The following is a 20,712-nucleotide window of genomic DNA, read 5'->3' as shown; positions in this document are numbered from 1 at the left end:
GGTGGAAAATGGGCGCACTCGACTCGCGGACGCGCCTCAGGCGCGCCCGTCGTGCGAGCGATGCAGGGCTACTCGAGGTTGGCGTGACTCGGCCAGAGCTCGTCGGCGCTGCGGCCGTCGCGCTGCCATAGTGCGTGGAAGAGTGCATCGCCGACCAGCACGACCGCCTGCTCGAAGAGCGATCCGGCGTACTGTGCCGATGCATCGCCTGAACGGTCGAGCTTCGCCGCACCAGGGACCACGAGGAGATGATCGGCGAGCTCCGCAAGCGGCGATTCCGCGGCGGTCGACAGCGCCACGATCTTCGCGCCGACCTTCTTCGCTGTCGTCGCTGCGCGCACGATTCCGGCCGTTGTACCGGAGCCGCTCGCAGTGAGCAGCAGATCGCCTTCCGCGATCGCCGGCGTGGTCGTCTCTCCGGCGACATGCACGGTCAGGCCGAGATGCATGAGACGCATCGCGGTCATGCGCAGTGCCAGGCCGGAACGACCGGCGCCGAGCACGAACACGCGGTTCGCGTTCTGCACGGCGGTGACGATCTCGTCGTCGTTCGCCTCTGCGGCGACGCGACCGATGAGAGGCGCGACCTCGCCGGAGACGAGTCGAAGTGCGGATGCGAGCGCATCGGTGTCGGTGGTCATTCCTCTATGGTGCCCGGTGCGGTGGAATCGCACATTCACCTACCGGCGACTGAGACTAGTCGAACGGCTAGTCGCGTAGCCTGGCCCCATGCCCGCCCCCACGACCAGCACCGGCTCGAACCGCGCACTTGAGGCGAACAGGGCACGAGCGCTCACGGAACAGGCCGATCGCTGCTCGGTGATGCTGGAGGCGATCCTGGCCGCGCTCCGATCCCCGCGACTGGGAGACCGTGCCGCGCGGCAGGCCGCCACCGAGGTCGCCACCAACACACTGGTCGAGCTGCGTACGTGGACCATCGAGCATCGCGCCGCCGTCGTCGAGCCCGTCACCGGGGCGTTCGAACGCCTGCGCCGCGATCTCGGGCCGCTGCTGCGCTACGGCGAACTCGACGTGCAGTTCGTCGAGCCGCCGGCGAACGGCCGGGCGCTGCCTGGCGAGGTCGCACACGCCGCCCGCGCCATCGTGCGCAACGCCGTACTGACGTTCGCGGACGCCGGCCAGGCGCGCAGGGTGCGCATCGAGTGGGGATGCGACGGCCTGAATCTGCTGGTGGGGATCCGTGACGACGGCGCAGGCGACATCGACGCGCACGACGACTCGCTCCGACCGATCGTCGAGCAGGTCTCGCACCTCGACGGCACCATGAGGGTCGCGTCCACCCCTGGATGGGGCACGGAGATGAACATCACCATTCCCCTGGACCCGCCGGAACCGGCGCTGGATGGGAGTGATCTCACGGACCGCGAACGCGAGATCATGCGGCAGGTGGCGTCAGGGGCGCGCAACCGCGAGATCGCCGACGAGATCGGCGTGAGCGAGCACACGGTGAAGTTCCACGTGTCGAAGCTGCTGCGCCGCACGGGCACGCGCAATCGCGCCGAGCTCGCAGCGCTGCTTCACTGACTTCCGCGACTTCGGCTCGTCGCCCATGGCGCCCTACCGCAGCGGCGTCCACCCGAACGGCACCGCACCGTCGATGCGTGGCGCATTCCTGGTGCAAGGAGGTCGCGTCAGTCGCGGCGACCGGAGCACGGACATTTGCCTGAACAGGAACTAGACAGGTACAGTACAGCTCATGTCGTCACCGTCTGTCCGCAGCTTGAAGCACGATCTGATCTCCTCTGAACTCAGAGACGCGATCCGGGCGGGTCGCTACAGCCGAGGAGCGATGCTGCCCGGTGAAGTCGAACTTGCTCAGCAGTTCGATGTCAGCAGGGGCACCGTTCGCAAAGCTCTGCAAGAGCTCTCGAACGAGCGGTTGATTCACACTCGCAGCGGAGTCGGTTCCGTCGTCATGTTCGACGACCACGAGTTCAGCGATTCGACCAGCTGGGGTCTGCCACTGGTCGGCAGCGACGTGACGATCGACTCTCAGATCCTGCGGATGGAGCGAACCGCCGATCACGAGTTCGCCGCAACAGTCGGGAACGATTCGGTCGACTTTCTGGCGGTCGATCGCACGCGACACGTCGCCGAAGGCAGGCCCGTGTCACTCGAACGCAGCCGGGTCCCCGCTGTGGGCGCTCTTGCACGCGCACCCGAGGATGGGCTCATCGACAACTCCCTCGCGGCGACGATGGCAGCGTCAGGGCTCGCCCCGGCCCGGATCGAACAGTGGATCAGCACGGCACCCCTGAGCGCTGAGGATGCTGCGATCCTGAGCCGTGAGAGTGGAGAGCTCTTCCTGCACCTCATCCGCATCGCACGCGGTGCTGACGGCGAGTTCATCGAGCGTGTTGTGAGCTGGCTCGACCCTGCCCGATTCCGCGTGCACGTCACATCTGGAGACCTGCGATGACTGTTCCCCGATCCGCAGACGGACGCCTCGATCGCGCGCACGGCGCGCTTCTCGGGCTCGCGCTCGGAGATGCGCTCGGCATGCCGACACAGTCCATGTCGCCGGGAGAGATCGCCGACGATTATGGCGCGATCACTGGCCTCCTCGACGCAGGTCCGCGTCAGCGCATCGCGCACGGCATGCCAGCCGGCAGCATCACCGACGACACGGAACAGGCCCTGCTCCTGGCTCAGCTGCTGATCGACGGCGACGGCCACATCGATGAACGCGCGTTCGCCGCTGCGCTCATCGAATGGGAGCGCGCCATGGAGGCCAAAGGATCACTCGACCTACTCGGCCCGTCCACGAAGCGGGCCGTCGAGCGCATCCTCGATGGCGTTCCGGCGAGCGAGTCCGGTCGCTTCGGAACGACGAACGGCGCCGCGATGCGGGTCGCGCCCATCGGCGTGGCGGCTTCCGCCGACGATATCGAGCTCTTCATCGATGCCGTCGTTGAAGCGAGCGCCGTCACGCACAACACCTCACTCGGCATAGCGGGCGCGTCTGCGATCGGCGCCGCTGTGAGCGTCGGCGTCGACGGCGGCACGATTCAAGACGTCGTCGCCACAGCGATCTCCGCGGCACGCCTGGGTGAGCGGCGCGGTCACTGGATGGCCGGCGGATCGATCGCCTCCCGCATCGAGTGGGCCCGCGATCTCCTGCGAGTCACGCCCGTCACCGAGCATTCCCACGTTCTGAGAGATCTGGTAGGCACTTCCGTCGCGTCGCAAGAGTCCGTCGTGGCTGCGGTTGCTCTCGTCGCAGTGTCGACCGACGCATGGCAGACGCTGTGTCTCATCGCCGGCCTCGGTGGCGACACAGACACCATCGCCGCTATGGCAGGGGCCGTACTCGGTGCCTGTCATGGCGCTTCCATCTGGCCGACACACGCCGTGGATCAGATGCAGGCGGTGAACGCGTTGGACCTCGAACCCATCGCGCGCCAGCTCCTGACGCTGCGCGCGAGCTGACTGCTTCTGCCCTCATCCACCACCACCGACAAGGACGTCCATGAGCGACAACATCCCCACGCGCATCGAACAGCGCGGAATCGAGCCCGTTCCCGATTCTGAACGCAACGGCAACCCGCTGCAGCTCTTCTGGGTGTGGTTCGCCGCAAACATCTCCATCCTCGGCCTGCCGCTGGGCGCATCCCTTGTGGCGTTCCAGCTCCTCAACTTCTGGCAGTCCGTCGTCGTCGCTGTCGTTGGCGCTGCTGGCGCATTCGCTCTGGTCGGGGTCGTCTCCATCGCCGGGCGTCGAGGCGGAGCGCCGAGCATGACGCTCTCTCGCGCTGTCTTCGGCGTGCGCGGAAACATCGGCCCGACGACGGTGTCGCTGCTCTCGCGTCTGGGCTGGGAAACCGTGAACACGACCACCGGCGCCTTCGTGCTGCTGTCGCTGTTCACGATCATGTTCGGCGTATCCGGCGATCCCAAGGTCGTTCCGCTGCTCGCCATCGTCGCCATCGTGATCTTCGAGGCATGCACTCTGCTCGTCTCCGGTCTCGGACACGCAGCGATCCTTGTCATTCAGAAGTGGGCGACGTGGATCTTCGGCGCGCTCAACCTAGTTGTCGCCGCGTTCATCGTCGCCACGGTGAACTGGGATGCTGTCTTCGAAGCAGCCCCGGGGCCGGTCAGCGCGATGCTTGTCGGCATCAGTGTCATCGCCGCGGGCACGGGCATCGGCTGGGCCAACGCCGGCGCAGACATGTCTCGCTATCAGCGCAAGTCGGTGCGTGCCGGTCACCTCATCTCGTCCGCAGCGGCGGGTGCCGGCATCCCGCTGATCGTTCTGATCGGTATCGGATCGTTGGTGACGATCGGTGATCCTGCCCTCGCTGAAGCGAGCGATCCCGTCGCGGCGATCCGTGAGCTGCTGCCGTCGTGGATGGCAGTGCCGTACCTGATCGCAGCGTTCGGCGGCCTTCTTCTCTCGAACCATCTGTCGGTGTACTCGGCCGGGCTCACAACGCTGACACTCGGCATCAAAGTCAAGCGCATCTACGCCGTGACTCTCGACGTGGTCGTGACATTCCTCGGGGCGCTCTACTTCATGCTTGTTGCGGACAGCTTCTACAGCCCGTTCATCACGCTGATCTCAGTTCTGGCGATTCCGATCACCGCGTGGCTCGCTGTATTCCTCGTCGACATGATCAAGCGGAAGCACTACGACCCGGATGCACTGCTGGACCTGCGCGCCACAAGCGGCTACTGGTACCGCGGCGGAGTCGAATGGCGCGCCTTCGGCTCGTGGGCCATTGCCATCGTGGTCGGATTCCTGTTCTCCAAGGTCGGGCCAGCGGATGCTCCGTGGTTCACCGGTCTGCTCTCGCACACGTGGGTGGCAACGAACGGTCTGGCATGGGTAGTCACCTTCGCCATGGCCGGTGCCCTCTACTTCGTGCTCGGCGGGGCACGTGCGGGTGCCGTGCCGCTTGAATCTGGCGATGCGGGAGCGGCGAAGGTCAGCGACCGTGTCTGAGCCCGGGCGCCTCATCTTCGTCGGCAACGTCATCGTCGACCTCGTCATGCAGATCGACGCGATCCCCGAACCGGGCGGCGATACGCTCGCGCGCTCGTCGATGGTCGCCGCGGGAGGCGGGTTCAATACGATGATCGCCGCAAGGCGGGACGGCTCTGAGGTCGTCTTCACCGGGCAGTACGGCACCGGCCCATTCAGCTCGATCGTGCGGGCGGCGCTGTCCGAGAACGATTTCGAGATCGCCCAGTCCGGCGTGGCGGACGTCGACAGCGGTTACTGCGTTGCCCTCGTCGACAACACCACGGAGCGCACGTTCGTCACGTCGGCAGGCGCCGAGGGGATGCTGACGCACGACGACCTCACAGGCATCACGGTGCGCGAGGACGACGTGGTCTACGTCTCCGGATACAGCCTTGCGCATCCGGTCAATGCCGCCGCCATACCGAGATGGCTCGAAGAGCTCCCCGGTCGTATTCGGGTGATCTTCGATCCGGGGCCCCTCATCGGCGCCGCTGATGCTGCATCGGGCGAGCGGGTCTTGCGCCGGACAGACATTCTGACGCTGAACGCTCGAGAATCGCGGATCCTGAGCGGAGGTCGGGAGCCATCCGTTGCCGCTGAACATCTCAGCGGCATGATCCGGGACGGCGGCTCGGTCGTCGTCCGTGACGGAGAGCGTGGTGCCTTCCTGTCCCAGGCAGGAACCGCCGCCGAGCTGATCCCGACGCTCCAAGTGACTGCCGTCGACTCCAACGGCGCCGGTGACGCGCACGGTGGAGTGCTCACTGCCGCACTGCTGCGTGGGTCGGCGTTGCCAAGCGCGGTCAGGCGTGCCAACGTCGCGGCCGCATTGGCGGTCACTCGATTCGGTCCATCGACGTCGCCCGACGGCGCGGATATCGATGCGGCCCTGGCACGCAGATGAACACCCGCGGCGTCGTTCGCTGCGGTCGAGTGCCGAACTCGCGGCGCTGCCCCGCCGAGCTCCGCACCCGCGGCTCGGCGGCCGCGTCGCCCTACCGCAGCGGCGTCCACCCGAACGGCACCGCACCGTCGATGAGCGCGTTCTCCTCGTCCGCGGCCACCGACCAGCCCTGCGCTGCATCACGGCCGTCGAAGCCGCCTCGCGCGACCCGCAGACCGACGTCGTCGTGATGCATCCGGGGCCCGCCGCCCCGCCGCGTCGAGGCCCGCACGCTCCACGCCGCATCATCGAAGCCGCCGCCGCGGAACACCCGGTAGTCGCCGTACCTGGCGGGATCGAGATAGTCCCAGCACCACTCCCACGCGTTGCCGAGCGTGTCGAACAGGCCGAACAGGTTCGGCAGCTTCCCTCCGACGTCCTGAGGGTGCGAGATCTGGTCCGCTGCGGTCCAGGCGATCTCATCGAGCGGGCCGTACTGCGGCTTCGTCGACCTCGCGCGGCACGCGTACTCCCATTCCGCCTCGGTCGGCAGCCGATACCCGTCAGAGTCCACCCGCCACGTGACCACCTCGGCGTCCACACGGTAGGCCGGGTCGAGCCCCTCCCATTCCGAGAGCGCGTTGCAGAACCGGATGGCGCGCTGCCAGCTGACGTCGACCGCGGGCCGACGCGGGTGCTCGCTCGGAACGCCGAGGAGTTCCGCCATGAGCTCCTCCGTCACCGGAAGCACTCCGATGGCGAACGGCTCGAGTGCGACCGTGCGATGCACTTTCCGTCGCGCGTCGTGCAGCGTCACCGTGCCGGAGGGGAGCTCGGCCATCTCGATGTCGGGCGTCATCCCTCCAGTCTCCCGCACGCCGGCGCACCGCGTGCAACACTGAAACCATGCCGGAGACGACGACCGATCCCCGCGAAGCGCGCACGCTGCCGGAGACGCTGAACGAGTTCCAGAGTGCGGAGGGGCATCCGCACTTCCGCGTCGACCTCGAGCGGATCCGCTTCTCGCCGTTCTACTCGCGCCTGTCAGCCGTCACGCAGGTGATCTCGCAGGCCGGTGCAGGTCTCGCGGTGCACAACAGGCTGACTCACTCTGTGAAGGTCGCCGCCGTCGCACGCGCGATCGCCACGCACCTGTCCACGCGCCGCAACGAGCATGGCCGCATCGTCGCCGAACTCGGCGGTGCCCACGCCGTCGTCGTGCAGGCGGCCGCCGCGGCCCACGACCTCGGCCACCCGCCGTTCGGCCACCTCGGCGAGCAGACGCTCGACCGCCTCGCCCGCACGCGGTTCGGTCTCACCGAGGGCTTCGAAGGCAACGCACAGACGTACCGCATCATCACTCGCCTCGACGAGCACGATCGTCCGGGTGTCGGGCTCAACCTCACGGCCGCCGTCCGCGCGGCCGTGCTGAAGTACCCGTGGCGACGGGGGCAGGGCGGCGATCGCCGCGGCGGCAGCAGCAAGTTCAACCACTATGCGATCGATGAGCCGGATGTTCGTCAGGCGCTCGCGGCCTACCCTCGGATCGAGCCCGGCCAGCAGACAGTCGAATGCTCCATCATGGACATCTCCGACGACATCGCGTATTCGCTGCACGATCTCGACGACTTCTACCGCGCAGGGCTCCTGAACCCCGCAACTCTCTCCGCCGAGTTCCGCACGTGGCACCGCGAGCTGGTGCGGCTGCGCTCCCTCGATGAGGCCGCGCTCGTCGCCGACACGCGAACGCCCGGGCACTCATTGGAGCTGCTGTGGCGGCAGCTGAGGCGCAAGGACGCATGGATCGCCGATCCGGATGCCTTTGCCGAAGCCGTCGCGAAGGTCTCGACCGAGGTGATCGACGGTCTTGTGGCCGAGCCGTTCGACGGGTCGCTGGCGAGCGAGCGTTCGCTGGCCAGATTCACGACGGGCTGGATCGCCAGGCTCCAGTCCTCGATCGAGGTGCACAGGCACCCGGACGTCCGCTCCGGGCACGTCAGCCTCAGCCGGCAGGCGTGGCACGAGGTCGCCGTGCTGAAGTTCCTGCATCAGCGCTTCATCCTGGAGCGTCCCGACCTCGCGGTCTACCAGCGCGGCCAGGCGAGTGTGCTCGAGCGGCTCGTCGACGGATTCGCCGCGTGGCTCGACGACCTGCGCGACGCACGGCGCGCTCCACGGCGTCTGATCGATCTCGTCGATCTCGCCACGGACGACTATCGTCGTCTGGCCCGCGACGCACCGGAACTGGCTCCCGTTCAGGCTGGTGCCGACCTCGATCGGCGCGCCAGAGGCCGCGGCATCATCGACTACGTCGCATCGCTCACCGACGCACAGGCGACGTCACTCGACGCGATGCTCGCCGGTCGCACGGAGCGGCTCTGGGACGCCGGCCAGGGCCTGTGAGGCGCCGACTCCGGAGTTCAGTCGCCGACGACCACCCAGTCCGGGTGCTTCGGCTCGCGTCCGTCTCCGGATGAGCGGCCGGTCACGCGCCGCTTCACCCACGGCGCGACGTGCGCACGGTAGTACTCGCGTGTTCCCAGGTGCGCCTCTGCGGAATCCGGAAGATCCCACCACGAGGCATCGGGATGCATACCCAGCGAATCGATCACGCGTGCAGCGACCCGGTGATGGCCGCGGAAGTTCATGTGCAGACGGTCAGGCGCCCAGAACGACGGGTCGCGCAGCCGTTCATCCGTCCAGTTGATCGCCCACACGATATCGTCGTCGGCCCGCAGCCGAGCGGTGGCTGCCGCTGTCAGCTCGTCGCCACGACGACGGATCACGCGCGACAGCGGCAGGCCGTCAGAAGGATCGGCGCCGGCCAGCAGGATGGGCCTCACGCCCTCTTGTCGACAGCGCAGCACGACCTTCACGAACGCGTCGACGATGCGCTCGATCTTCGTCCCCGGGCGGAGCATGTCGTTGCCGCCGCCGTTGAACGACAGGTGCGTGGGCTTCAGCGCAAGGGCTCGTTCCAATTGTTCGTCGACGACAGGCCAGGCGAGCCTGCCTCGGATGGCGAGATTCGCGTACTCGATGGGTTCGCCGAGCTCGGCGGCCCAGCCCTGTGCGGTGAGATCCGCCCATCCGCGCGGCGTGCCATCCGGTCGCTCATCCCCCACGCCCTCGGTGAAGCTGTCGCCGATGGCTGCAAACCGCACGTTCGTCACTTCGCCATCCTACGAACGCGGCGGCTGTGCCGGGGCCGTGCGGACACGATTCAGGACGGGGTGACGACACACAGGCCCGCGGAGCCACCGTCGTACGATGGCGAATGTGAGCTCATCCGCCGATCTTCTCGCCCGCCGGTACGACCAACACGACACCGGGAGCAGACGATGCCACGTATAACCGCGCTGTACCGCTACCCCGTGAAGGGGTTCACTCCCGAGCTCAGGGACGAGCTGCGCGTGCAGCCGGACGGCCGGATGGCCGGCGATCGGGTGCTCGCGTTCCGATTCGCCCAGGCGATCCATCCGGAGTCGCAGGACGGCCGCGACTACTGGCCGAAGAGCAAGGGACTCGCCCTGATGACGTTCCCATCGCTCGCGAGGCTGCGCACCAGCTTCGACGAGAGCGAACGGCGACTGCGCATCGAGGCCGACAACACCGTTCTCGTCGACGCGGGACTCGATGATGCAGGCAGAGCGGAGATCGTCTCGGCCGTCACCGAGTTCCTGCGGACCACTCCCGATGCCAAGCGGCTGCGTCGCAGCGACGTTCTTCCGCTTGCTCTGATCGGTGACGGCGAGACCGCCCGATTCCAGGACCGATCGCGCGGCTTCGTTTCGCTGCATGCCAGGGCGAGCCAGCGCGAACTCGGCGACGCGGGCGACGAGCGCCGGTTCCGCTCGAACGTGGTCATCGACGGCGTCGACGCCTGGCAGGAGCTCAGCTGGCAGGGACGGGTTCGCATCTCAGGTACAGCGTTCCGCGTGCACAAGCCGATCGGCCGGTGCCTCGCCACGCATGCCAATCCGGATACGGGCGTTCGCGACGCGGATGTGCTCGGCGCGCTCCCCCGGCTCAATGGTCAGCCGGACCCGACGATGGGAGTGCTGCTGTTGCCCGATGCGCCTTTCCCCGAGGGCGGAGCCACGATCCGCGTCGATGATGAGGTCGTGCCGGACGAGGGTGCGACCTGAGTTGACGAAGGCGCGGCCGCTACGCGACGCTCTGGGCGACCAGCACTCCGTCGACGTAGGCGTAGACCGGCTGGGGGCGGAACCCGGCGAACAGTACGGCGCGATGCTTGTCGATTCGAACCGTGTGCCGTTCGTTCGCGCCGACCTCGAACTCCCATGTCTTGACGGTGTTGACGGACAGCAGCCGGACGGTGTCGACTACGCTCTGCCCGTCGACCGTGATGGTGAGGCGGCCCCAGAACTTGTCGATTGAGAACACCACGGTGTGCTGTTCCTGCTGCCCGACGACGAATGTCATGATCATTGGCCGGGTCTACCCGCAGGCGACTCGCGCACTCGCGCCGGAGCCGCGCGGTCTCCGGCCGTCTCATAGACTCATCGGATGAGCATCATCGCGCGCACGCAGGAGATCGATGACTTCTGGGCAGCGGCCCGACTGCAGGTCGACGGCCTGCCATCAGAGCCCGCGGAGGCGTGGGCGTTCGGCGCCACACGCGAACACGCTGATGAATTGCTCGCCCTCGTCCTCGACGGCACGAAGACCGGCACGGCAGCGGCCCTGTGGGACCACGAGGCGACCGGTGAGCGCGTGCCGGAGGCCGACGATCTCAATATCATCCTGGACGGAGCGGAGATGCCGCGTGCGCTCATCCGCACCACGAGCATCCGGATCGTGCCCTTCGACCAGGTCGACGAGGAGCACGCCCACGCCGAGGGCGAAGGGGACAGAACGCTGACGGCGTGGCGTGAGATCCACGAACGCTTCTGGCGCACCTACGGCGAAAGCGGCCGCGGCTTCGCACCCGACATGCCCGTGATCTGCGAGCGCTTCGAGGTGGTCTGGGCGGCCGCGTAGACCACCACGCGAGCGTATCCCTTGTGATCGGCTGTACCACGGCCGCCCAAGGCCTCGGACTCAACCTGACCGCGGCGGTGCGCGCCGCCGTGCTGAAGTACCCCTGGGCGCGCGGCGAGGGCGGCGGCACGACAAAGTTCAACTTCTACACGATCGACGGCGAGGACGTCCGGGACGCCCTCGCCGCCCATCCGCTGATCGAACCAGGGCCTGTGATCCCTAGCCGTGGATCAGTTCACTGCCCGGCCCCGTCTCCCGTCCGGTACAGCGGAACGCTGTCGACATACTGCTTGTCGTGCTGATGGTTGGGGAGCACGATCAGGCGTGGCTCGGAGGGGTCGTGCTCCGCAGTGAAGTCCGGGTCGCACGAGGTGAACCCGTACGGGAGCTCGCCCTTCCTGCCCGCCTCGGCGCAGTCCCATTCGGTCCCGACGGGGAAATAGCGGAGGAACTGCGACGCGGCGGTCGTGCACTCGCCTGAACCGAGATCATCGACCAGGCAGAGCGAGAAGTCCTTGGCCCCCTGCACCTCCTCGGAGTCGGACGTCCCGCTCACGAAAGCGGTCGGTGTCGACTCCAGCAGGGCCTCAACGCTGAAACACTCCTCCGAATCGTTCTTCGCACACCACTCCCCTCGCAGCTCGGCGGGGAAGTCCGCGGCCGACGGCAGCGGCTCGCGCACGAGGAGCTCACCCGACTGCGCGTTCCAGATGCGATCCCTGTCCGGAACGTCCGCGATGCCGTAGGAGCCGGGAATGGCGGCCGGCGTGCCCGCGGGGATCGCCCGGCCCAGCGGCGCGCAGGCGCTTCCCACCTCTGCCGCGCAGGACGAGTACCCGGCGGCGATGACGTCGACGAAGGCCGTGCCGTCGTCGTCGGGCGTCACCTGGAAGATCTTCTCCGTCTGGCCGGATGTCCGGAACACGTCGTCCCCGCGGATGATCACGCCGCCGGGCGCGCTCCCCGCCGCGGGCCGCCAGGCGCCGTCGAGGGCCCCGTCCGCCAGCGACGGCCGCTCCTCCGATGCGAAGGGCAGCTCGGGGAATGTGCCCTCCGCGCCCAGCGTGAGCCGGTACGGCTCGCCCATGACGGGGTTGCCGCCCTCGCCCCAGGCGACCTCCGCGATGCGCGGATACGACACGTCGTGGGCCGGGCTACCCGACCCCGCGTCCGACACGGCCCCGGGCGGGAAATACCGCAGCTGCACGCGCTCGTCCCGCTCATCGCAACTCCCCTCCTCGCACAGGACGACGGTCGAGGAGATCGACTCACGTCCGGTGGGATCATCCGGGGTGACCACCACCTGCACGCCGCCGCCCTGCTCGGCGAGGTGGCCCTGCAGGTCGAAGCAGTCCGCCTGGCCGTCCCCGTTCTCGCCCGGAGCGCACCAGGTGCCCAGCAGCGGGGCGGGCAGCTCCGTGTCCGACGCCGTGACCGCCCCGCTCGACACCTGGTCGATGAAACCCTTCCGCGGTCCCTCGTCCATCTCCGCTGTCATCAGGGCGATCTGGAACGCCGCGGCCCCGTTCGCGATCGGGGCGGACGTCTTCTCGTCGTCCTGGCCGTCCCAGCGGGCGGCCGGGGCGGCGTTGGCCGTGCCGACGATGAGCTTCTTCGCCTCGGCGGCGGTCAGCTGCGGGTCCGCTCCGAACAGCGCGACGGCGAGCCCGGAGACGTGCGGCGCCGCCATCGACGTGCCCGTCTTGAGGTCGTATCCGTCGTCCGCCACCGCGGAGAGGATGTCGGTGCCGGGCGCGGCGACGTCCGCGTTGCCGTTCGAGAACCACCCGATCTCGAAGCCGCCGTCGGCGGGAGTGGTGGCCCCGACAACGATCAGTCGGTTGCCGAGCGGGGTTCTCTGGGCAGCGCCCTTCAACTCATTGCCCGCGTCGAAGGACCCAACGACGGTGCACGGGGCAACCCTCTCCTCGTTCCCGATCTCCTCTTCTATGCACGAGTCGTTGCCCGCAGCAGAGACCGCGAGGAAGTCGTGCCTCTCCAGTAGCCCGTTCAGGGCCTCGGCGCGGTCGTCGGCCCACTGCGCCATCTTCTCCTGGACGGCCTCGTCGCCCTCTTGGGCCTTCCGGCCCTCCTCGCTGCTCGTGGCGCCGAACGACATGTTCACGACCTTCGCCCCCGATTCGACCACGAAGGTCAGCGCCGTGTCGGTCGAGACCCGGTCGATCAGACCGACCTTGTCTCCGGCCCAGCCCCAGAATCCCCCGTGGTCACCTCGGATCTCGCCGGTCGAGGCGTAGGACAGCTCGGCGTTGGGGGCGACCCCGCGGATCCCGGTCGGCCGGTCGTGGCGCGTGGCGATCGTTCCCGACACGTGCAGGCCGTGCGTCGAGGAGTCCTCGTCGGCCTCGCCGGAGGGCAGCAGCGAGGTGGGATCGGGGGCGAGGTCCGCGTGCCACTGCTTCTTGTAGAAGGCATCGACTACTCCCACCGTGGTCGGGGCGAGCTCGCCCTCGTGGGCGTCCGCGTACTCCCAGATTGCCGGAGCCCCGAGCGCCTGCATTCCCCAGTTCCCCGCGCTGTCGGGGCCCAGAGCCGGTCCCCAAGCGCCGGCCCACTCGCCGCCCGCCTCCGCGGGACCCATCGCCGTGACCAGGTTCTCCTCCGCGGCCGCCACGCCGGACCGCTGCGACACCTCGTCGCCGAGCGCCGTCAGATCGTCCTGAGCGACGGCCTCGTCCAGCAGCAGCTGGTACTGGTCGAGGAAGATGTTCAGGCCGACCACCCGCGCGCCGATATCGTCGGCGATCTCCCTCGCCTCGGTCAGGCCCGCCTCCGGCGTCGTCCGGATGACGAGCTGGTTCGCCACGAACGGATACCCGTCGGCGCCCTCCGCGAGGTCCTCCTCGTCGAAGGAGTAGTGGAACAAGTCGGGACTTGCCACCGTCTGGCGCTGCGTGACCGCGCTGTCCCCGTCCACGAGGTCGGCTGCAAACTCCTCCCCCGCCGACACGGCCTCCGGCGAGCCCAGGTCGTGCTGGGCGGCGGGTTTCAGCGCCCACCAGAGCGCGCCACCCGCCAGCACCGCCAGGGCGACGGCCGCACCGATGATGATCATCTTCTTCTTCCGCCCGACGGGGGACGGCGTACCGGCAGGGCCGTGAACCATCGACTGCACACTCCTTTAAACGGAGCCAGCCTACAACGCCACGACGGCGGCCAGTGGATCACACCAGCGGAGCGGATCATCCCGAGCGCAATGACTCACGCCCGCATCACCATCGACCGTGACTTCGCGATCGCGGAGGTACCGAGAAGGCTGTTCGGATCGTTCGTCGAGCACACGGGACACTGCGTCTGCACCGGGATCTTCGAGTCGGCCATGCCCCGGGCCGACGAACGCGGGTTCCGCCGGGATGTCCTGGAGTTCGTCCGCGAGATGGGACCGACGGTGGTCTGCTGCCCCGGCGGCAACTTCTCGTCTCCGGTTACCGCTGGGAGGACGGCGTCGACCCCGTCGAGGCCCGACCGCGCCGTATCGACGATGCCTGGCATACTCGACGGCACGAAGACCGGCACAGCAGCGGCACTGTGGGACCACGAGGCAATCGGTGAGCGCGTGCCGGAGGCCGGCGACCTCAGCATCGTGCTGAACGGATCGGAATTGCCGCGTGCGCTCATCCGCACCACGAGCATCCGGATCGTGCCCTTCGACCAGGTCGACGAGGAGCACGCCCACGCCGAGGGCGAAGGGGACAGAACGCTGACGGCGTGGCGTGAGATCCACGAACGCTTCTGGCGCACCTACGGCGAGAGCGGCCGCGGCTTCGCACCCGACATGCCCGTGGTCTGCGAGCGCTTCGAGGTGGTCTGGGCGGCCGCGTAACCGCTCCTTCCGCGGTCAGCGCCAGCCGAGGCCGGGCGCGACGTGGGTGAGGATCGATTCGAGGACGTGGGCGTTGTAGGCGACGCCGAGCTGGTTCGGAACCGTGAGCAGCAGCGTGTCCGCCTCGGCGACCGCCTCATCGTGACGCAGCTCGTCGATGAGCACATCCGGCTCCGCGGCGTACGAGCGGCCGAAGACGGACCGGGTGTTGTCGATGAGCCCGAACGTGTCCTCACCGTCGCCTGAGGCGAGGAAGTAGCGCCGGTCCTCGTCCGAGACGATCGCGAAGATCGAGCGCGACACCGACACCCGCGGCTCGAAGTCGTGATCGTGCTTGGCCCATTCCTCGCGGAACGCGCGGATCTGCTTGGCCTGCTGCACGTGGAACGGCTCGCCGGTCTCGTCGTCCTTGAGCGTCGAGCTCATCAGGTTCATGCCCTGCTGCGCCGCCCACACCGCCGTCGCGTTCGAACCTGCGCCCCACCACATCCGCTGCCGCAATCCGCCGCTGTGCGGTTCGAGGCGCAGCAGGCCAGGCGGGTTCGGGAACATCGGGCGCGGGCTCGGCTGTGCGAACCCCTCACCCTCGAGGAGCTGCAGGATGATCCGCATCTTCTCGCGGGCGGCCTCCGCGCCGGACGGGTCGTCCTCCCCCGCCTGGTAGCCGAAGTAGCGCCATCCGTCGACGACCTGTTCGGGTGACCCACGCGAAACGCCGAGCTGGAGGCGGCCATCGGAGATCAGATCTGCCGCGCCCGCATCTTCGACGAAGTACATCGGGTTCTCGTAGCGAAGATCGATCACGCCCGTGCCGAGCTCGATCTTCGATGTCTTCGCGCCGGCGGCGGCCAGCAGCGGGAAGGGCGAGGCGAGCTGCCTGGCGAAGTGGTGCACTCGGAAGTACGCGCCGTCCGCGCCCACGTCCTCTGCGGCCTGGGCCAGATCGATCGACTGGTGCAGCACGTCGCTCGCACTCTGCGTGTGTGACTGCGGATGCGGCGTCCAGTGGCCGAACGAGAGGAAGCCGATGTTCTTTCGCGAAACGGTCATAGTTCTATTCAACGCTATACATTCGTGTTCATTCCCTGATCGCGCAGTCGTGCGGAGCGCAGAGCTCGCCTGACGCCGCCGGATATCACGCACTTCCGTGACGAGGACGACACGCAGTCGTAGGCTGGTCGGGCATGCCATCACGCACGATGCGGAGGAGACCATGTTCACCATCGCCGACACGATCGTCGAATCGTTCAAGGATGCAGGCGTACGGCGGATCTACGGACTGCCGGGCGACTCGCTGAACGGCTTCACCGACGCACTGCGCCGCGACGGCTCGATCGCGTGGCAACACGTGCGTCACGAAGAGGCTGCCGCGTTCGCAGCCGCGGCCGATGCCGCCCTCACCGGTCAGCTGGCCGTGTGCGCAGGCAGTTGCGGCCCGGGGAACACTCACCTGATCAACGGGCTCTACGATGCGAACCGAAGCCGTGTCCCCGTGGTGGCGATCGCCGCACAGATCCCAGGACCGGAGATCGGGAGCGCCTATTTCCAGGAGACTCACCCACAGGAGCTCTTCCGGGAGGCATCCGTGTACAGCGAGCTGGTGAGCATTCCGGAACAGCTGCCGTACGTGCTGGAGATCGCGATGCGCAATGCGATCGAGAAGCGCGGGGTCGCGGTGATCGTGATACCCGGCGAGGTCTTCCTCGCCGAGAGCCCGAGCACGCGTCGGTCAGCGCCGATATCGCGTGCGCAGCACATCATCCGCCCTGTCGATGCTGAGCTGAGGCGTGCCGCCGATCTGCTCAACACTGCGAAGAAGGTCACGATCCTCGCCGGCGCAGGCACGGAAGGCGCTCACGACGAACTGATCGCGATCGCCGACAGGCTCAAGGCTCCGGTCGTGCATGCGATGCGAGGCAAGGAGTTCGTCGAGTACGACAACCCTTACGACGTCGGAATGACGGGGCTGATCGGCTTTTCGTCAGGATACCGCGCGATGGAGAGCTGCGACGTGCTGCTGATGCTCGGCACCGATCTCCCGTACCGACAGTTCTACCCGTCGAAGGCGAAGATCATTCAGATCGACATCCGCGGCGAGAATCTCGGCCGTCACACCCCGCTCGATATGGGCATGGTGGGCAGCGTTCGCGACACCGTCGATGCGCTGCTGCCTCTGTTGGACGAGCACGCAGATGACAAGCATCTCCGCTCATCGACCGCGCACTACGCCAAGACGCGCAAGGAGCTCGACGAGCTGGCCAGCAACGACAGGAACCGCACGCCGATCCACCCGCAGTACGTCGCCAAGCTCGTCAGCGATCTCGCCGATGACGACGCGGTGTTCATCCCGGACGTAGGCTCCCCGACGGTGTGGGCTGCCCGCTACCTGACCATGAACGGCAGACGCCGACTGATCGGCTCCTTCAGCCACGGGTCGATGGCCAACGCGCTCCCGCACGCGATCGGCGCGCAGTCAGCGTTCCCGGATCGCCAGATCGTCGCTCTCGCAGGAGACGGCGGGCTCGCGATGCTGCTCGGAGAGCTGCTCACCGTCCGCCAGCTGAAGCTGCCCGTCAAGATCGTCGTCTTCAGCAACTCCTCGTTGAACTTCGTCGAGTTGGAGATGAAGGCCGCAGGCTTCGTCAACTACGCCACGGAACTGGACAATCCGAACTTCGCGGATGTGGCGAAGGCGATCGGTCTCCACGCCCAGCGCGTCGAGGAACCCGACGATCTCGAACACGCCCTCACCGAAGCATTCGCACATGATGGACCTGCTCTGATCGACGTCGTCACGGCCAGGCAGGAGCTGTCCATCCCGCCGACGATCACCGCTGCGCAGGCGAAGGGCTTCACGCTCTATGCACTGCGCACTATCCTGTCGGGGCGCGGCGAGGAACTGCTCGACCTCGCGGAGACGAACGTGTTCAGACGGCTGTTCGACTGAGCGGCCGGAGCAGGGCATCCTCAGCCTCAGAACGCAGAACTGGCCTCGGCTCCCATCGGGCGCGGCGAGGCCAGTTCGTGCAGATTGAGTCAGATGACGCCGAAGGCCAGCATCGCGTCTGCGACCTTGCGGAAGCCGGCGACGTTGGCACCGACGACGTAGTCGCCGGGCTTGCCGAACTCCTCAGCCGTCTCGAGCGTGTTCTGATGGATCGAACGCATGATGTCGGTCAGACGCCCCTCGGTGTACTCGAAGGTCCACGAGTCCCGAGACGCGTTCTGCTGCATCTCGAGCGCGCTGGTGGCCACGCCGCCAGCGTTGGCTGCCTTGCCAGGGCCGAACGCGACGCGCGCGTCTTGGAACACCTCGACAGCTTCGGGCGTCGACGGCATGTTCGCGCCCTCCGAGACGGCGATCACGCCGTTCTCGACGAGGCGCTTTGCGTCCTTCTGGTGCAGTTCGTTCTGCGTCGCACATGGCAGGGCGACGTCGACGGGAACCTCCCAGATGCTGCCATCCGCGACGAAGCGCGAGCGACCGCCGCGACGATCGACGTAGTCGGCGATCCGGCCGCGCTCGACCTCCTTGATCTGCTTGAGCAGTTCGAGGTCGACGCCGTCCTCGTCAACGATGTATCCGGATGAGTCGGATGCGGTGACGACGACGCCGCCGAGCTGCTGCACCTTGTCGATCGCGTAGATAGCCACGTTGCCGGAGCCTGAGACACCGACACGACGTCCGTCGAAGGACGAGCCGCGCACCTTCAGCATCTCTTCCGCGAAGATCGTCGCGCCGTATCCTGTGGCTTCCTTCCTGACCAGCGAGCCGCCCCAGTCGAGGCCCTTGCCGGTGAGGACTCCGCCTTCATACCTGTTCGTCAGACGCTTGTACTGGCCGAACAGATAGCCGATCTCGCGCGCGCCGACGCCGATGTCACCTGCTGGCACATCCGTGTACTCGCCGATGTGCCGGTGCAGCTCGCTCATGAATGACTGGCAGAAGCGCATCACCTCTCCGTCGGACTTGCCGTGCGGGTCGAAGTCGCTGCCACCCTTGCCGCCGCCGATCGGGAGGCCTGTGAGCGAGTTCTTGAAGATCTGCTCGAAGCCGAGGAACTTCACGATTCCGAGGTTCACCGACCGGTGGAACCGGAGCCCGCCCTTGTACGGTCCGAGAGCCGAGTTGTACTCCACGCGGAATCCGCGGTTCACCTGCACGGTGCCCTTGTCATCGACCCATGGCACGCGGAAGATGATCTGCCGTTCCGGCTCGCACAGACGCGTCAGGATGCCCTGGTCGTTGTACTCAGGGTGACGCTGCTGCACGACGGCGAGCGAGTCGAAGACCTCGCGAACTGCCTGATGGAACTCCGGTTCGCCGGGATTGCGGGCCAAGACCGCATCGAGAGTCTTCTGAAGGGCAGGGTCGAGCATAGGGGTCCTTTCTGGATGTCAGTCAGCGGCCGCTCCCCGCCGCTGTGGGCACCGTGGTGCCCTGCGCCGATTGGGTGCGTCGGCGTGATGCGTGCGGGGCCTCGGGAGGCCGACATCGTGTGTCGACGCGCCCCAGCCGTCGGATGGTGCATCGCTGTCGCCCAGCGAAACGAGGCCCCGGACCGCGGCCAAGGCACCACCGCCGCCCACTCTATGGCATCGCGGGCCCAGAGAAGACCGCGCCGCCTGCCCTACCGCTGAGGCGACACCGGGCGATCCGTCCCCGAGTCGGCGAGGTCATCCGACAGCGACCGCCCCTTCAGATCGCTCAGCCCCCACGCGCTTGCGGCCGCGGCCGCGAAGCAGATGGCGAACACCGTGAACACCAGCGGCGCGCCTCCCAGGTTCAGCGCCCACGGTGTGAACAGCGGCGCGACGATCGAGGCGATCCGCCCCACGGTCGCCGCTGCGCCCGCTCCTGTGGCACGAACCAGCGTGGGATACAGCTCGGGACTCACCGCGTACAGCGCTCCCCACGCCCCGAGGTTGAAGAAGGAGAGCAGACAGCCGAACAGCAGGATCTGCCACACCTCGCCCGCCGTGCCGAACAGCATCGCCGAGATCGCCGACCCCACCAGGAACACCGACAGAGTCGCACGACGACCCCACACCTCGATCAGCCAGGCGGCCATCGCGTACCCCGGCAGCTGCGCCAGGGTGATGATCAGGGTGTACCCGAAGGAGCGCACCAGGTCGAAGCCCTGTGACACGAGGATCGACGGAATCCAGATGAACGCCCCGTAGTAGGAGAAGTTCACGAACGCCCACACTGCCCACAGCGCGGCCGTGCGGCGGGCGAGCCCACTCCGGAACAGGTCGGCCACGCCAGCGCGGCGACCGGACGGCTGCACATCCGACACCTGCGTCACCGGTCGGGCGCTGTCCCCTTCGAACTGCCGCACGATGCGCTCGGCTTCCGCGAGCCGGCCCTTCGATTCCAGCCAGCGCGGCGACTCGGGCAGCCCCCACCGAACCGCCAGAGCGTAGAGCGCAGGAATCGCGCCGATCGCAAACGCCCAGCGCCAGCCGTTCTCGAGCGGCACGACGAAGTACCCGATCACCGCAGATGCCGTCCACCCGACCGCCCAGAAGGCTTCGAGGATCACGACGAGTCGGCCGCGGATGCGTGCAGGAGCGAACTCGCTGACGTACGTCGATGCGACGGGCAGCTCGGACCCGAGGCCGAGGCCCACGATGAAGCGGAGCACGAGCAGCATGCCCACTCCCCCGACGAGCGCGCTGGCACCCGTCGCGATGCCGTACACGAGCAGCGTCAGCGCAAACACCTGGCGCCTGCCCAGCTTGTCGGCGATGAGCCCGCCGACGCCGGCCCCGACGGCCATCCCGACGAAGCCCACCGACGCGATCAGGCTCATCGTCGTATCGTCCAGCGCCCATTCGCTGGCGAGTGCGGCGATGATGAACGAGATCAGCCCCACGTCCATCGCGTCGAGCGCCCAGCCGATTCCGGAGCCGCCGATCACACGACCGTGTCGGCGCGACAGCGGCAGATCGTCCAGGCGTGAAGCAATGGTCATAGTGACCATTCTATTC

Annotated in this window: 18 protein-coding genes and 1 pseudogene; 11 read left to right on the top strand and 8 right to left on the bottom strand. The window is 67.6% G+C overall.

Annotation, left to right across the window (positions count from 1 at the left end; genetic code table 11):
* Positions 1-68 precede the first annotated feature (68 nt).
* Positions 69-641: a 6-phospho-3-hexuloisomerase gene (gene hxlB / locus CIK77_RS01750; protein WP_087055416.1), complete on the bottom strand. Its 573-nt coding sequence runs from the start codon at positions 639-641 to the stop codon at positions 69-71.
* 88 nt (positions 642-729) lie between these two features.
* Here hxlB and CIK77_RS01745 point away from each other — a divergent pair, with 88 nt between their 5' ends.
* The 5 genes from CIK77_RS01745 (at position 730) to CIK77_RS01725 (ending at position 5,891) form a co-directional block, all read left to right on the top strand.
* Positions 730-1,545, top strand: coding sequence for a LuxR C-terminal-related transcriptional regulator (locus tag CIK77_RS01745; RefSeq protein WP_087055417.1), 816 nt, complete (start codon positions 730-732; stop codon positions 1,543-1,545).
* Between the two features lie 172 nt (positions 1,546-1,717).
* Positions 1,718-2,440, top strand: coding sequence for a GntR family transcriptional regulator (locus CIK77_RS01740; protein WP_087055418.1), 723 nt, complete (start codon positions 1,718-1,720; stop codon positions 2,438-2,440).
* Positions 2,437-3,450, top strand: coding sequence for an ADP-ribosylglycohydrolase family protein (locus CIK77_RS01735; RefSeq protein WP_087055419.1), 1,014 nt, complete (start codon positions 2,437-2,439; stop codon positions 3,448-3,450). The genes CIK77_RS01740 and CIK77_RS01735 overlap by 4 nt, the downstream gene beginning before the upstream one ends.
* Before the next feature lie 40 nt (positions 3,451-3,490).
* Positions 3,491-4,966, top strand: coding sequence for a purine-cytosine permease family protein (locus CIK77_RS01730; protein WP_087055420.1), 1,476 nt, complete (start codon positions 3,491-3,493; stop codon positions 4,964-4,966).
* Positions 4,959-5,891 (top strand): PfkB family carbohydrate kinase, encoded by a 933-nt coding sequence (locus CIK77_RS01725; RefSeq protein ID WP_249268629.1) that lies wholly within the window; start codon positions 4,959-4,961, stop codon positions 5,889-5,891. The genes CIK77_RS01730 and CIK77_RS01725 overlap by 8 nt, the downstream gene beginning before the upstream one ends.
* 91 nt (positions 5,892-5,982) lie before the next feature.
* Here CIK77_RS01725 and CIK77_RS01720 read toward each other — a convergent pair whose 3' ends face one another.
* Positions 5,983-6,729: a formylglycine-generating enzyme family protein gene (locus CIK77_RS01720; RefSeq protein ID WP_170934172.1), complete on the bottom strand. Its 747-nt coding sequence runs from the start codon at positions 6,727-6,729 to the stop codon at positions 5,983-5,985.
* A gap of 47 nt (positions 6,730-6,776) precedes the next feature.
* Here CIK77_RS01720 and CIK77_RS01715 point away from each other — a divergent pair, with 47 nt between their 5' ends.
* The gene (locus tag CIK77_RS01715) at positions 6,777-8,273 is read left to right on the top strand and encodes a deoxyguanosinetriphosphate triphosphohydrolase family protein (RefSeq protein ID WP_087055422.1); all 1,497 of its coding nucleotides are present in this window, start codon (positions 6,777-6,779) and stop codon (positions 8,271-8,273) included.
* Between the two features lie 17 nt (positions 8,274-8,290).
* On the opposite strand, the gene CIK77_RS01710 is transcribed toward CIK77_RS01715, so the two are convergent.
* Positions 8,291-9,043, bottom strand: coding sequence for an SGNH/GDSL hydrolase family protein (locus CIK77_RS01710; protein ID WP_170934173.1), 753 nt, complete (start codon positions 9,041-9,043; stop codon positions 8,291-8,293).
* Positions 9,044-9,211: 168 nt separating this feature from the next.
* Between CIK77_RS01710 and CIK77_RS01705 the strand changes: the two genes are divergently transcribed.
* On the top strand, positions 9,212-10,018 hold the full coding sequence (locus CIK77_RS01705) for an MOSC domain-containing protein (protein WP_087055423.1): 807 nt from the start codon (positions 9,212-9,214) through the stop codon (positions 10,016-10,018).
* Positions 10,019-10,037: 19 nt separating this feature from the next.
* On the opposite strand, the gene CIK77_RS01700 is transcribed toward CIK77_RS01705, so the two are convergent.
* Positions 10,038-10,322 (bottom strand): hypothetical protein, encoded by a 285-nt coding sequence (locus CIK77_RS01700; RefSeq protein ID WP_087055424.1) that lies wholly within the window; start codon positions 10,320-10,322, stop codon positions 10,038-10,040.
* Positions 10,323-10,400: 78 nt separating this feature from the next.
* Here CIK77_RS01700 and CIK77_RS01695 point away from each other — a divergent pair, with 78 nt between their 5' ends.
* The gene (locus CIK77_RS01695; protein WP_087055425.1) at positions 10,401-10,874 is read left to right on the top strand and encodes an ASCH domain-containing protein; all 474 of its coding nucleotides are present in this window, start codon (positions 10,401-10,403) and stop codon (positions 10,872-10,874) included.
* Positions 10,875-11,109: 235 nt separating this feature from the next.
* Here CIK77_RS01695 and CIK77_RS01685 read toward each other — a convergent pair whose 3' ends face one another.
* A complete protein-coding gene (locus CIK77_RS01685; protein ID WP_114347176.1) occupies positions 11,110-14,001 on the bottom strand; it encodes a S8 family serine peptidase in 2,892 nt (963 codons plus the stop codon).
* Positions 14,002-14,091: 90 nt separating this feature from the next.
* Here CIK77_RS01685 and CIK77_RS18000 point away from each other — a divergent pair.
* Together CIK77_RS18000 and CIK77_RS01680 are read left to right on the top strand one after the other, a co-directional pair.
* Positions 14,092-14,390, top strand: a pseudogene (locus CIK77_RS18000) (alpha-L-arabinofuranosidase); the annotation flags it as partial.
* The gene (locus CIK77_RS01680) at positions 14,377-14,718 is read left to right on the top strand and encodes an ASCH domain-containing protein (protein ID WP_332841601.1); all 342 of its coding nucleotides are present in this window, start codon (positions 14,377-14,379) and stop codon (positions 14,716-14,718) included. The pseudogene CIK77_RS18000 and the gene CIK77_RS01680, both read left to right, overlap by 14 nt.
* Before the next feature lie 15 nt (positions 14,719-14,733).
* Here the strand turns inward: CIK77_RS01680 and CIK77_RS01675 are convergent, their stop codons facing one another.
* Positions 14,734-15,768, bottom strand: a complete 1,035-nt coding sequence (locus CIK77_RS01675) for an LLM class flavin-dependent oxidoreductase (protein WP_087055427.1) — start codon at positions 15,766-15,768, stop codon at positions 14,734-14,736.
* Between the two features lie 163 nt (positions 15,769-15,931).
* Between CIK77_RS01675 and poxB the strand changes: the two genes are divergently transcribed.
* Entirely contained in the window at positions 15,932-17,665 is a 1,734-nt protein-coding gene (gene poxB / locus CIK77_RS01670) for a ubiquinone-dependent pyruvate dehydrogenase (protein WP_087055428.1), read from the top strand.
* An 89-nt stretch (positions 17,666-17,754) separates the two neighbouring features.
* On the opposite strand, the gene gdhA is transcribed toward poxB, so the two are convergent.
* A complete protein-coding gene (gene gdhA / locus CIK77_RS01665; protein WP_087055429.1) occupies positions 17,755-19,098 on the bottom strand; it encodes an NADP-specific glutamate dehydrogenase in 1,344 nt (447 codons plus the stop codon).
* Between the two features lie 251 nt (positions 19,099-19,349).
* On the bottom strand, positions 19,350-20,705 hold the full coding sequence (locus CIK77_RS01660; protein WP_087055430.1) for an MFS transporter: 1,356 nt from the start codon (positions 20,703-20,705) through the stop codon (positions 19,350-19,352).
* Between the last annotated feature and the right edge of the window lie 7 nt (positions 20,706-20,712).

The organism is Microbacterium sp. JB110 (genome assembly GCF_003335195.1).
Taxonomy (GTDB): Bacteria; Actinomycetota; Actinomycetes; order Actinomycetales; family Microbacteriaceae; genus Microbacterium.
Note: the sequence above shows the minus strand (reverse complement) of the source record. Positions and strands in the feature narration are given on the sequence as shown.